The organism is Bradyrhizobium sp. GW821-FHT13H05 (genome assembly GCF_058804065.1).
Genome location: NZ_JBXAPO010000008.1, coordinates 54,768 through 67,533 on the forward strand (window position 1 = coordinate 54,768; position 12,766 = coordinate 67,533).

Consider the following 12,766-nt stretch of genomic DNA (forward strand, 5'->3'; position numbering starts at 1 on the left):
GGGGCGGGAGGTTTCGGGGCGATCGGGGCCCTGAACACCAGATGTGCCCAAATGGTGCGGACTTCAAGCATTATCAGCCTGCCAAAAGCTCAGATTCGCGAGGCCGGCGCAACGTCTCGTCAATCATGCACGCCAAGCTCTTGTCAATCATGACCGCCGGTGACGGTGGGTTAACCAGCCTTTTTAAGCGGTTTCGGAAATGGCCGCGCTAAGGTCCTCACATCGACCGGGAACATAATCCTGGCGGGGAGAACTAAAGCCGTGAGGCGTCAAACAGCAACATGCGGGGCCAACCCCGCCGGGTCGAGCCGCTCTCTGCGGCTCGACCCCCTTTCCCTTCCGGTCCGCTTCGATGCGCATGATCCGCGCGCCGACGGCTACACCAGGCAGATCGAGCTTCATCGCGAACGCGTCGTGCTGCGTCGTGCCGTCCGCGGCATGCAGATGGCGATCAACGTCCGCGTCAGCGACTTCACCGGCGTCGCGCTGCGCGGCAGTGACGAGGCGCAGACCCTCGTCCTGGTGCATCGCGATCCCTCACTCTCCGTTCCGCTGCTGGTCAGCGCCGATGGCGACGAACTCGCTGAAGCCTGGGCGATCTGGAGCGAAGTTTTCGCGCTGCCGCAGCTCGACGAAGGTGCGCGCAAGCCCGCGCCGCGCCGCCGCCGCGCCAACGCGATTCGCGCCCGACGTCCGAAATTCTTGATGCGCCGGCGCACCGGCATCGCGCGCGAGCTGTCGGTTCATCAGGGCGAACGCGAGATCATCGCGAGGAACTGAAGGCGCCACAGGGTGGGTTAGCCGTAGGCGTAACCCACCTCTTCTGTTTCCGTGGATAGAGACAATGGTGGGTTACGCTTCGCTAACCCACCCAACGAATTACGCCGACCGCATCACCGCGTCGGCCAGCAATCCCGCAAACAGCAGCAAGCCCGCATCCCTGTTCGAATAGAACAGGCGCTTGCACAGCTCCGGATCGTCGATCCTCAAGCGCACGATCTGCGAGGCCAGATGCGCGGCGAACGCCGCAAGCCCGAGCCAGGCCGGCCAGCGCACATCGCCTGACGCCAGCGCGACGCCGATCAGCACCACCGCGAGCCCGTAGAACAGGATCAGCGCCTGGTGCGTGTGAGCGCCGAACAGGCGCGCGGTGGACTTGATGCCGATCAGCGCATCGTCCTCGGCGTCCTGATGCGCATAGATGGTGTCATAGCCGATCACCCAGGAAATCGCGCCGGCATAGAGCACGAGCGCGGTGACGTCGATGCGGCCGAAGGTGACGGCAAAGCCCATCAGGGCGCCCCAGGAGAAGGCGAGGCCGAGCACGATCTGCGGCCACCAGGTGATGCGCTTCATGAAGGGATAGATCGCGACGATCAACAGCGAGGCGATGCCGGTCGCGACCGCGAAGCGGTTGAACTGCAAGAGCACCACCAGACCGATCACGGCCTGCGCGACCATGAAGGCCAGCGCCTGCTTCGTGGTCACCTGCCCCGACGGCAGCGGCCGCGAGCGGGTACGCTCGACCTTGTCGTCGAGGTCGCGGTCGGTGATGTCATTCCAGGTGCAGCCTGCTCCGCGCATCACGAAGGCGCCGATGAAGAACAGCACGATGGTGAGCGGCAGGCGGCTGGTGTCGTGCGCGATACCGGCCGCAAGTGCCGCCGACCACCAGCACGGCATCAGGAGAAGCCAGGAGCCGATCGGACGGTCGAAGCGGGACAAACGCAGATAAGGCCGCGCCCATTGCGGCGCGAGCGTATCGACCCAGTTGCCGGTGGAATCGGCAACGCGGGCGGATGTGTCGCTCATCGGGTGAGAACGTTGCCGTTGAGCGTGTCGAAGGTGCTGCCGCCCTTCTTGCCGGCATTGGCCTCAGGCGCCGAGCCCGAACCCAGCACCTCGCTCAGCGACGGACCTGCCGGGCCGCGCGGCTGGTTCTGCATCTGCTGCGCCACCGTGCAAACCTTGGTCTGCGTGGCCTCGGTGTTCTTGTGGCTGCCCCTCAGCTGCTCGGCGACCTGCGGCGGGATTCCGCATTTGGCGGAATTGGCCTCGACATATTTGAGCATCTTGAATTCGGCCTGGCTGTAATTCTTGAACAGCTTGCAGGCTTCGTCCGGCGTGGCATGGCGATCACTCGCGGCCTTGATCATCTTGCCGCGCTTCTCGGCCTCTTCACGCAGGGGCACGAATGCCTTCATGCAGTCCTCGCCGGGACCGGCTTGCGTCGGCGGAGCCGCGCTGAAAGCGCCGGCGCCGCCAAGCGGCGCAGCACCGTTCACGGGAAACGAGGATTGCGGGGCCGTGCCGACCGAGGCGGTTGGCGCCGAGCCGTTCACCGGCGGGAACGCCGAGCTGCTCGGAGCCTGGTTCGGCAGCGGCGCCGGGAATCCCTGGGCATAGGCGCCGGCGGCACCCATGGTGAGCATGGCGGCAGTGATTGGAACCATCAAATGACGGATCATCAAGATAGTCTCTCCGGCAGGAGCTTACGGGGTTCGGCGTCTTCCCAATTGAAGCGCAACCAGCGTGTTCGCGTTTTTACGATTCCCGCCGGCCCTTAACAACCCGTCGAATAGGGCAAGAGCGCGGCGTGCCGACGCACCGGTTTGGCAATATTTACCCCCGAAATGGCGGCTTTCGGTTAATAAGTGCGGCAAATCGGACCTTTGAACGATGCCTTCCCACGATTTTCGCGCCCCCCGCCTGTTCGTCGACGCCCCCCTGGCCCAGGATACCAGGGTCCCGCTCGACCGCGATCAGAGCAATTATCTCGGCAATGTGCTGCGGCTGGCCGCCGGAGCCGAGGTTTTGGCGTTCAACGGCCGGGACGGCGAGTGGCAGGCCGCCATCGAAGGCCGCAAGCGGCCGGACGGCCTCGTCATCCTCCAGCAGACCCGCCCCCAGGACGCCCTGGCCGACGTCGCCTACATCTTCGCGCCGCTCAAGCATGCCCGGCTCGACTACATGGTCCAGAAGGCCATCGAGATGGGCGCCGCCAGCCTTCAGCCGGTCCTGACCCGGTTCACCCAGGCCTCCCGGGTCAACACCGAGCGGATGCGCGCCAATGTGGTCGAGGCCGCCGAGCAATGTGGCATCCTGAGCATCGCCACTGTGGCCGAGCCGGTTCCGCTGGACCGGTACCTCGGTCAGCGCCCTGCGGACCGGCTGCTCGTCTTCTGCGACGAGGCGGCCGAGGTCCAAGACCCCGTCCAGAGCCTGCAAGGCGCGCGCGAAGCCGGACATGACCAAGGCAGCATTGGTATCGACGTGCTGATCGGCCCCGAAGGCGGCTTTGCCGAGGAAGAGCGGGCTCTGCTGCTGCGGCAGCCGAAGATCCTCCGGCTGGCCCTGGGCCCCCGGATCATGCGCGCTGACACGGCCGCGGTGGCGGCGCTGGCGCTGGTGCAGGCCGTGCTGGGCGATTGGGGCGGCGGCTAGATTGCCTCGCGCAGCGACCGCTGCAGGGTCTCGGACGGCAGCTCTCCGAACGCCGCCCTGTAGCTCGCCGCGAACTCGCTGAGATGCCAGAAGCCATGCGCGATCGCACAGGCCTTCACACTGCGCCGCTCGGGGCCGACCCGCAATTGCCTGCGCACCGACCAGAGGCGCAAGACCCGGCTGTAGCGATGCGGGCTCATGCCGCAGATGGCCTGGGTCGCACTCTGAAGAGTCCGGACGGACACGCCCACCCGCTCTGCCAGTTCGGTCGTCTTGTGCCAGACCGTGAGATCGTGGCGGATCAATCGTTCCATCTCCGCGACGATCCGCTGATAGCTATCCGTCGTGGCGTGCATGGGACCGCGCTTCACGCTATTCCGAATGGCGGCGTCCATCGTGACGAACAGGGACTGTTCGACAGCCGTTCGCGATGTCGGCTCGTTCAGGAAGTCTGGATCATAGGCCGCGGTTTCAAGCGTGGTGGAAATCAAGCAGCGCAGCGAGGCAAGCACGTCCGGTGCCGGGCTCAGCAGATGATACCCGTCATCCAGTTGCGACCAGGACTCGCGCTCGGGCAGGCTGAAGTAGGCGACAGCCCACAGACGCCCCGCCGGCTCGTAGACCAGGCAATCGGAGCTCCCCTTTAGAACGATCACGGAGCTGCCAATTGACTGCCCATTGATGCGGGTGGAGGTCACATGGTCCATCGGCACCGCCATGGCGACGGCATGCATCAACTGATAGCCGCGAACGATCCGCGGGAAGGTCTTCACCAGAGACAGGGTCAGGATTGGCAGGCTGAGCCGGGCGCGCATGATTGCAGTCGTCCCGGCAGACAGCGGCATGCTGGACGCGCCGGCGTATCTCTCGGTCTCGCCGAAATGGTCGATGTCATACGACTGGAGCTCGAGCGCCGCGGACGGCTTGAGATCCTGGAACGACAGCAAGCCGTCTGCTGCTGTTCTTTGCGCTCCGTCGCGAGCCGTATTGAGAAGGCCTTGATCCATATCCTGCCGCTTACTTCGCCTTCTTCGTGGATGCGACGCCCTTGGGGACACGCAGATCATCCGGCCCGCTGACGCCGGCGCGCTTGAGGTCGCGAAGCAATTTTGTCAGCAGCAGCATGTTGGTCTTCTGAAGTTCGTGATTGTTTCCAAACCTGAATGCGTTCTGCTCGGTCACGATGAGCCCGGCCTTGGTCTCGGCGAGAATCTTTCGTCTCTTAAGTCCCGTCACGCGACGGCGAACCGTCTCGAGCGGCAGGCTGAGGAAGCGAGAGAGTGCCGCCCGGGACACCCCTTGCTTGATCACGTCAGGCTCGACCGCATGGATGCTGGAGAATTGCTCGTCCAGCGACGGATCGTTCATCACATTGATGACGTTCGCGTTCAAAATCGCATGAACGATCAGAAGGTCCAGCGGATCGAATTCGTCGTAGTGCCGGAACAGCTCGCTGATCGAAAACAGCATATAGGCCAGCGTATGCCGCGAGACCGTCCGGATAACATCTGATGCATTGCGCATGAATCGAAACCAACATTCACATTGTAAACGAAGGCAGCAGCGAACGTGTTGTCCGCCATACCCAAAATGAGTATGCGACGACTTGCCTGTCGTCCTCAATTTCTCAATGTGACGCCGGGCCTGAGTTCCCCGTGAATCGAGTCGCATGCGCCGGACGATTTCGCGACGAGCAGCGAGGCGGACCGCCGGCGTCCGTGCCCGATCGGTGGCCGCCGAAACTCTCCTGCGCGACCGCCGTATCCAATTGTTTCGAACAGGCCGGCTTCATCCGGCTGGTGAGCGCGTGGGACGACATGGCCATGGACGACGATGTTGCATCGGACATGCGGCGACGCGAGGACTTGGAGCTCATCAGAGCATTTCTCGGCATAAGGGACCCGAGCAGAAGGCGGAGAATTATCGAGCTGGCCGAGCAGCTCGCAGATGACGCCGCGTCCGAAGCAGCAGGGCTTGCCCTCGCCTCGACCGATGCATCGCCTGGTGATGAGGCCAGAGACCTCCCTGGCCAAGCTGAGTGAGCGTGGCGCACCTCATTTTCAGGTATTAAAATACCTGAAAGACGTGCTACCAGATCGGCGCTTCCCACCTCCCAAGCCATTAAGCGATTGATCCTTTGGAGGTCGAAACCGCTTTCGGGCCATGCTAAGGCCTGCGCCAATTCGCATCCCTTCTTCGCCCTGCCCGGTTCCACCGGGCCGATGGACCCCTGAGATGACCGCGACTGCCACCTCAAATGCTGCCGGCTCCGCCGCCTGGGCGGATACGCTGCTCTTGTCGTTCGCGCAGGCTGGCTATGTCAGGGCCGAGCCCGCCATCCTGCAACCGGCCGAGCCGTTCCTGGATCTCTCGGGCGAAGACATCCGCAAGAGCCTGTACCTGACCACGGATCTGTCCGGCGAGGAGCTCTGCCTGCGCCCGGACCTGACCATTCCTGTCGCCCGCGACTACCTCGCCTCGGGCCGTGCCGGCCAGCCGGCCGGGTTCAGCTATCTCGGTCCGGTGTTTCGTTACCGTAGCGGCCAGGCCAGCGAGTTTCTTCAGGCCGGTATCGAATCGTTCGGCCGCCAGGACCGCGCCGCCGCCGATGCCGAGATGCTGGCGTTGGCTCTGGAGGCGACGGCCGCCTTCGGCGTCCGCGATGCCGAGATCCGCACCGGCGACGTCGCGCTGTTCAACGCGCTGCTCGACGCGCTCAACCTCTATCCGGTCTGGCGCCGCCGCCTGGTCAAGGATTTCAATCGCAAGATCAGCCTGGAGCAGGATCTGGAGCGGCTGGCAGCCGCGACCACGGCGACCCGCAGCGAGTATGAGGGCGTGCTGGCGGCGCTTGCCGGCTCCGACCGCAAGGCGGCGCTCGCCTTCGTCACCGATCTGATGTCGATCGCCGGCACCACCAATGTCGGGGGACGCACCACCGCCGAGATCGCCGACCGCTTCCTCGAGCAGTCGACGCTGAAGGGCGGAGCCCTGCCGCGCGAGGCGATCGCCGTGCTCAAGCGCTTCCTGTCGATATCAGGCAATCCCGACGACGCCATCGCCGAGCTGCGCGCCCTTACGGCCGATGCGAAGCTCGACCTCACCGCGGCGATCGATCAGTTCGAGAGCCGGGTCGGCTTCATGGCGGTGCGCGGCATCGACGTGAAGCAGACGCGCTTCTCGACGGCGTTCGGGCGCGGCCTCGACTATTACACCGGCTTCGAATTCGAGCTGCATCACCGGGGCAACGGCGCCGAGCCGCTGGTCGCCGGCGGCCGCTACGACGGCCTGATGACCCAGCTTGGATCGGCCGAGCCGATCCCCGCGGTCGGTTTCTCGGTCTGGGTGGACGCGCTGACCCGGATCGGCCGCAAGGTGGGAGCTTAAGTCATGAGCGCGCCATTCGTTCTGGCCGTTCCCTCCAAGGGCCGCCTGCAGGAAAACACCGAGGCCTTCTTTGCCCGCGCCGGGCTCAAGCTGTCGAAGGCCGGCGGCGCGCGCGACTATCGCGGCACGCTCGCAGGCCTCGACAATGTCGAGGTCGCCTATCTCTCGGCGAGCGAGATCGCCTCGCAACTGTCGCGCGGCTTCGCGCATCTCGGTGTCACCGGCGAGGATCTGGTGCGCGAGAACATCGCGGATGCCGACAAGCGCGTGTCGCTGATCGACGGGCTCGGCTTCGGCTACGCCGATGTGGTCGTCGCCGTGCCGCAGGCGTGGATCGACGTCCGCACCATGGCCGATCTCGACGACGTCACGACCGGCTTCCGCGAGCAGCATCACACGCGGATGCGGGTCGCGACCAAGTTCATCAACCTGACCCGCGCCTTCTTCCAGAGCCACGGCATCACCGATTACCGCATCGTCGAAAGCACCGGCGCGACCGAAGGCGCCCCGGCCGCCGGCAGCGCCGAGTTGATCGTCGACATCACCACCACAGGCGCGACGCTCGCCGCCAATGGATTGCGGGTGCTCGACGACGGCGTGATCCTGCGCAGCCAGGCCAATCTGGTCGCCTCGAAGGACGCCGACTGGTCACCGGAGGCACGCGAGACGGCGCGCGTGATCCTCGATCACATCGCGGCACGGGCGCGGGCCAACAAGTACCGCGAGGTCCGCACCCGCTTCCGGCAGTGCGATGCCGCGCTGCTCGGCGAAGCTCACAGCCGGTTCGGTGTCGAGGCCCCGTTCGGCGGCCCGACCTCGTCGGGCATGCTGACGCTGCACTGCCCACCGGGGCAGCTCTATGCGCTTGCGAGCTTCCTGCGCGAGCACGGCGCCGAGACCGTCTCGGTGGTCTCGCTGGACTATGTGTTCGACCGGGAGAACCCGCTATTCGCCAAGCTCGAGGCGTTCCTGCGGCAGTGAGCCTCAGGTCCGTTCAGCGTAGCGACAGCAAACCGCAGCTACCATATGCTGTTGAGATGACCTCGAACGCCCTCTGGAACCTTGATCGATGACGCTGGGCTCTGACGTTTCCGTCATGACAACCACCGCGGCCAGCGCCGCCGCGAAGGGGCTGTCGATTGTCGTCCCGGTCTATAACGAGGCGGCGGGCCTCGCCCCCCTGCACCAGCGCATCTGCGATCTCGCAAAGTCCTTGCGGCAGCGCTATCGGCTGGCTTGCGAGGTCGTCTATGTCGACGACGGCAGCGCGGACGCGACGCTGTCGATCGCGCGTTCGCTGCAGGCCGATGCGGTCGACGTCCAGGTGGTCTCGCTGTCGCGCAATTTCGGCAAGGAAGCGGCGCTGATGGCCGGCCTCGACCATGCCCGGCTCGGCGCCGTCATGTTCATGGACGGTGACGGCCAGCATCCGCCGGTTCTCATCGAGCAGCTGGTGCGGCACTGGATCGAGGACGGCTATGACGTCGTCTATACCGCCAAGGCGCATCGCGACAACGAGCCCTTCCTGCGACGGCTCGCCGTGCATGGTTTCTACGCGCTGATCAATTGGGGCGCCCGCCAGAAGATCCCCGAGGATGCCGGCGACTTCCGCCTGCTCTCGCCACGCGCGGTCGCAGCACTCAAGCAGCTGCCGGAACGCAACCGCTTCTTCAAGGGTCTGGCGAGCTGGATCGGCTTCCGCCAGATCCGCGTCGACTACGAGCCCGCGCCGCGCACCCATGGCGTGACGACCTTCAGCGCGGCACGACTGCTCGGTCTGTCGATCGAAGGGGTGACCTCGTTCTCGGTGGCGCCGCTGCGCTTTGCCAGCCTGCTCGGCGTGATCCTCGCCAGCGGCGCGTTCCTGTTCGGCCTCTCGATCCTCTGGGAGGTCTGGACAACGGGCAAGCAGGTGCCCGGCTATCCCTCGCTCGTGATCGGCCTGATGACGATCGGCGGCGTGCAGCTCATCATGATCGGCATCGTCGGCGAATATATCGGCAAGATTCTCTCCGAGCTGAAGGCGCGCCCGATCTACTTCGTCGCCGAGCATAGCGAGAAGCATTTCGAGACCGACAAGGCCCAGGACGCTTCAAACCAGGACGCCTCGACGCGGACGGCGGCCGAATGAGCGCGGCCGCGAGCCTGCGGCGAATCTGGCTCTGCGCCGACGATTACGGCATCAGCCCGGGCGTCAACCGCGCCATCCGCGATCTGATCGAACGCGGCCGCCTCAACGCCACCTCGGTGATGATGGTGGGTCCGGCGATCGAGCGCGGCGAGGTCGAGGCACTTCAGGCCTCGGCAAAGACCAGCCCGCGCTGCGCGGTCGGATTGCACGTGACGCTGTCGGCGCCGTTCCGGCCGCTCACCATGCATTTCCGTCCGCTGGACGGCGACATGTTCATGCCGTTTCCAAAATTGCTGCGCGCCGGATTGATGCGGCGGCTCGACCGCGAGTTCTTTCGCAACGAGGTGAAGGCGCAGCTCGTGGCCTTCGTGGAAGCATTCGGACGCGCGCCCGACTTCGTCGACGGCCACCAGCATGTTCAGCTCTATCCGCAGGTGCGCGACGGTTTTGTCGACGCGGTCGTCGAGGCCGCGCCGGAAGCCTGGGTGCGCCAGGGCGGCCGCGACCTGCCGCTTAGGCAGCGGGTGGCTTCACCAAAGGCCATGGTGCTCGATATCCTCAGCGCACAATTCCGTCGCCGCGCGAGCAGCGCTGGGCTGAGCTTCAATCCGGGCTTCGCCGGCGCCTATGATTTCACGCGCGCGGCGGATTTCGGCGCGCTGATGCAGCAATTCGTGGAGGGCCTCCCCGACGGCGGCCTGGTGATGTGCCATCCCGGCTTCGTCGACGACATCCTCGCCGGCCTCGACCCGATGACCGACGTCCGCGAACGCGAGCATGCCTATCTCGCCGACGACGCCTTTGCGCGCCTGCTGACGGACAGTGGCGTCACGCTGGGGTGAAACCGGCCCGAATGCCGGCCCAACGAGGCAGCTTGTCGCATACCGAAATTTAATCCGGACGGCACTGTTGGGGCCACAATGGAACCCTACATCTGCCTCGCGCTTGGTTTGCGCGAGGGAGACTGATCATGAATCCGCAGGAACGCCAGCTCGTCGACGAGCTTTTCGACCGGCTTTCGAAACTGGAAAATGCACCGCGCGATCCCGACGCGATCGCTGCGATCTCCGACGGCCTGCGCAAGGCGCCCGGCGCGGTCTACGCGCTGGTGCAGACCACGCTGTTGCAGGACGAGGCGCTGAAGCGCGCCCATAACCGCATCCAGGAGCTGGAAGCGGGACACGCGCCCGAGCCGGCGCAGTCCGGCAGCTTCCTCGACACCATGCGCGACACGCTGTTCGGCGGGAGCCCGGCGCGCGGCTCGGTTCCGAACGTGCCGCCGCGTGACGCGCGGCCGGTCTGGAACAGCGGCCAGGCGATGCAGCCGCCGCAGCCGGGTTACGGCCAGCCGCCCTACGGGCAGGCTTATGGCCAAGGTCCGGGTCAAGCTCCGGGTTATGGCGCCCCGCCGGTCGGCGGTGGCGGCGGCTCGTTCCTCGGCACGGCGGCGGCGGCCGCGGCCGGCGTCGTCGGCGGTTCGCTGTTGCTCTCCAGCATCCGCGGCATGATGGGCGGATCGCACCAGCAGGCTTTCGGCGACACCAACGCTCTCGGCGACCGCAGCCCGTGGGGCGGCAGCGACCAGTCCGGCGGCTCGCTGGCGCGCGATGCGGGCCTCAACGACATCGGCTCGAACCGCGATTCCCGCCAGGGCTTCCTCGACCAGCCGTCGAACGACCGGGACAACGACAATCAGAACGACGACTACGATCGCGACAACGGCAATGTGGACGTTGCCGACGACAGCGATTTCGGCGGTGGCGACGACGGCGGCAGCGATTACGCGTGACGCTGGTCAAATAGCATTGCAAACAAAAACGGCCGCCCATGGGGCGGCCGTTTTCATTTTGAAGCTCGGAACCTCACATCACCACAACCTTGGTGCCGACATTGACGCGGCCGTAGAGGTCGATGACGTCCTCGTTGCGCATGCGGATGCAGCCCGAGGAGACGTTGGTGCCGATGGTCCAGGGCTCGTTGGAGCCGTGGATGCGGTAGAGCGTCGAGCCCAGATACATCGCGCGGGCGCCGAGCGGGTTTTCCGGGCCGCCTTCCATGTGCCGGGGCAGATCGGGGCGGCGCGCGATCATTTCCGCCGGCGGGGTCCAGTCCGGCCATTCGCGCTTGGACGTGATCGACTTCACGCCCGACCAGGTGAAGCCGGGACGCCCGACCCCGATGCCGTAACGCATGGCGCGGCCGTTGCCCTCGACGAGATAGAGGAACTTGTTCGGCGTATCGACCACGATCGTACCGGCACTTTCCTTGCCGCTATAGTCAACAGATTGTTTCTCGAATCTCGGATCGAATTGGCGTTGCCGCGGGTCGGCCGCTTCCGGCTGCAAGCCTGCGCCCTGCATCTGGGGCTCGCCCATCGGCGGCAGGCGGCGCGGATCGTTATAACCCGGCTGCTGCTGATACACCGGCTGCTGCGGAGCATAGGCCGGACCGCGGCCGGGACCGTCGCCGAACAGGAACTCGATGAAGCCGCCGCCCATGTTCGCATTGGAGGCGACGCGCACCGGTGCCGGCGGCACTTGCGGCTGGTAGAGCACCGCGGGCGGATCGTTCGGCACCGTATTATCGAAGGCGCTGGCGCAGTTCGCGCCAGCAATGAAGGGGCAAGCGCTGGCGAGCAGCGCGACAGACATTTTCTTGAACATCGACGTACTCTGTACTGTTTCGTCTAGATCACATGCGTCGCGCAAGGCGCCGGGCTGATCGGCGATCCGCGACGTGGTCAATAAAAAGCAAAAGCCGTTTTGTTTGGTAAACGTGTCGGGCGTTTCGATTCACCACGTCGCGAGCGAGCCGCAATTTGGCGATCAGCGTTTATTTTCGATGAACGCGGCAAGCGCATGGTTAACTGCCGGTTTTCATCGCGTCGCACGCCGCCGCACAACAGTTCCGGCCGTGAACTTCGTGTTAAATCGCTTCTGCCTAAAAAGACGCGTGAGTGAGGTGGGGGGAGTTCCTGATGGCTATTCACCGCAAACGTTTTCGTGTCGAAGAGGCTATTGTCGGCGAGATGCCCAGCCCCGAAATGATTGAGGAGGCTGCGCCGATGCATAGCGAGATCATGGCGGAGCTGCGCGCTATCCGCGCACAGATGGCGAAGGGCACTCCGCCCGCGCCGTTATCCGGCAGCGCGGCGATGGCGGCGATCGACGCCTCCACGGCGCATGAGCTCTCCGAAGCGCGCACTATGCTCGAGACCTATCGGGCGCAGATCGAGCAGTGCGAGAAGCTGAAGGTCGAGCTCGACCTCATCCACGACGCCATCGACCGCACCAAGCGCGAGATCGCGACACTGCACGGCAAGAGCTTCGACGGCGGCGAGATGGCCAAGGTCAATGGCGAGCTCGGCGCGGTGGTCGGCGGCACAGAGCAGGCGACCCAGCAGATCCTCGAAGCCGCCGAGTCGATTGACCAAGCGGCCAGCGCGATGTCCAAGGTGCAATCGGCCGACCAGCAGAAGCGGCTGGCCGACGATATCCAGGAGCGCGTCATCTCGATCTTCGAAGCCTGCAACTTCCAGGACCTGACCGGCCAGCGCATCAGCAAGGTGATGGGCACGATGAAGTTCATCGAGCAGCACATCAATGCGATGATGGAGATCTGGGGCGGCGTCGACGCGATCAAGGCCCATGTGCCTGCGCCGGTCGACCAGCGCAGCGACGACGAAAAGCTCCTCAATGGCCCGAAGCTCGCCGGCGACGTCGGCCACGCCTCGCAGGACGACATCGACGCGCTGTTCGACTAAGCGGACGCGGCAGAGAGAAAAACAAAACGCCGGCGAGAGCC

Annotated in this window: 14 protein-coding genes; 9 read left to right on the forward strand and 5 right to left on the reverse strand. The window is 65.2% G+C overall.

Annotated elements, in window-relative coordinates:
• The first annotated feature begins 261 nt into the window (after positions 1-261).
• The gene (locus AC1RR3_RS23610) at positions 262-780 is read left to right on the forward strand and encodes a DUF6101 family protein (RefSeq protein WP_492825496.1); all 519 of its coding nucleotides are present in this window, start codon (positions 262-264) and stop codon (positions 778-780) included.
• Positions 781-879: 99 nt separating this feature from the next.
• Here the strand turns inward: AC1RR3_RS23610 and ubiA are convergent, their stop codons facing one another.
• Entirely contained in the window at positions 880-1,812 is a 933-nt protein-coding gene (ubiA, locus tag AC1RR3_RS23615; RefSeq protein ID WP_492825497.1) for a 4-hydroxybenzoate octaprenyltransferase, read from the reverse strand.
• Positions 1,809-2,468, reverse strand: coding sequence for a hypothetical protein (locus AC1RR3_RS23620; protein WP_492825498.1), 660 nt, complete (start codon positions 2,466-2,468; stop codon positions 1,809-1,811). The genes ubiA and AC1RR3_RS23620 overlap by 4 nt, the downstream gene beginning before the upstream one ends.
• A 211-nt stretch (positions 2,469-2,679) precedes the next feature.
• On the opposite strand from AC1RR3_RS23620, the gene AC1RR3_RS23625 reads away from it, so the two are divergent.
• On the forward strand, positions 2,680-3,444 hold the full coding sequence (locus tag AC1RR3_RS23625; RefSeq protein ID WP_492825499.1) for a 16S rRNA (uracil(1498)-N(3))-methyltransferase: 765 nt from the start codon (positions 2,680-2,682) through the stop codon (positions 3,442-3,444).
• Here the strand turns inward: AC1RR3_RS23625 and AC1RR3_RS23630 are convergent.
• Both AC1RR3_RS23630 and AC1RR3_RS23635 read right to left on the reverse strand, forming a co-directional pair.
• A complete protein-coding gene (locus AC1RR3_RS23630; protein WP_492825500.1) occupies positions 3,441-4,391 on the reverse strand; it encodes a helix-turn-helix domain-containing protein in 951 nt (316 codons plus the stop codon). The genes AC1RR3_RS23625 and AC1RR3_RS23630 overlap by 4 nt on opposite strands.
• A gap of 70 nt (positions 4,392-4,461) precedes the next feature.
• A complete protein-coding gene (locus AC1RR3_RS23635) occupies positions 4,462-4,968 on the reverse strand; it encodes a hypothetical protein (protein WP_492825501.1) in 507 nt (168 codons plus the stop codon).
• 299 nt (positions 4,969-5,267) lie between these two features.
• Here AC1RR3_RS23635 and AC1RR3_RS23640 point away from each other — a divergent pair, with 299 nt between their 5' ends.
• The 6 genes from AC1RR3_RS23640 (at position 5,268) to AC1RR3_RS23665 (ending at position 10,751) form a co-directional block, all read left to right on the forward strand.
• Positions 5,268-5,486, forward strand: coding sequence for a hypothetical protein (locus AC1RR3_RS23640; RefSeq protein ID WP_492825502.1), 219 nt, complete (start codon positions 5,268-5,270; stop codon positions 5,484-5,486).
• A 193-nt stretch (positions 5,487-5,679) separates the two neighbouring features.
• Positions 5,680-6,831, forward strand: a complete 1,152-nt coding sequence (locus AC1RR3_RS23645; RefSeq protein WP_492825503.1) for an ATP phosphoribosyltransferase regulatory subunit — start codon at positions 5,680-5,682, stop codon at positions 6,829-6,831.
• 3 nt (positions 6,832-6,834) lie between these two features.
• Entirely contained in the window at positions 6,835-7,812 is a 978-nt protein-coding gene (gene hisG / locus AC1RR3_RS23650) for an ATP phosphoribosyltransferase (RefSeq protein WP_492825504.1), read from the forward strand.
• Positions 7,813-7,900: 88 nt separating this feature from the next.
• On the forward strand, positions 7,901-8,962 hold the full coding sequence (locus tag AC1RR3_RS23655; protein ID WP_492825505.1) for a glycosyltransferase family 2 protein: 1,062 nt from the start codon (positions 7,901-7,903) through the stop codon (positions 8,960-8,962).
• Entirely contained in the window at positions 8,959-9,804 is an 846-nt protein-coding gene (locus tag AC1RR3_RS23660; RefSeq protein WP_492825506.1) for a ChbG/HpnK family deacetylase, read from the forward strand. Before AC1RR3_RS23655 ends, AC1RR3_RS23660 begins: the two co-directional genes overlap by 4 nt.
• 128 nt (positions 9,805-9,932) lie before the next feature.
• Positions 9,933-10,751 (forward strand): DUF2076 domain-containing protein, encoded by an 819-nt coding sequence (locus AC1RR3_RS23665; RefSeq protein ID WP_492825507.1) that lies wholly within the window; start codon positions 9,933-9,935, stop codon positions 10,749-10,751.
• A 73-nt stretch (positions 10,752-10,824) separates the two neighbouring features.
• Here the strand turns inward: AC1RR3_RS23665 and AC1RR3_RS23670 are convergent, their stop codons facing one another.
• Entirely contained in the window at positions 10,825-11,625 is an 801-nt protein-coding gene (locus AC1RR3_RS23670) for a L,D-transpeptidase (protein WP_492825508.1), read from the reverse strand.
• Positions 11,626-11,939: 314 nt separating this feature from the next.
• Here AC1RR3_RS23670 and AC1RR3_RS23675 point away from each other — a divergent pair, with 314 nt between their 5' ends.
• Entirely contained in the window at positions 11,940-12,725 is a 786-nt protein-coding gene (locus AC1RR3_RS23675) for a protein phosphatase CheZ (RefSeq protein WP_492825509.1), read from the forward strand.
• Positions 12,726-12,766: the final 41 nt, after the last annotated feature.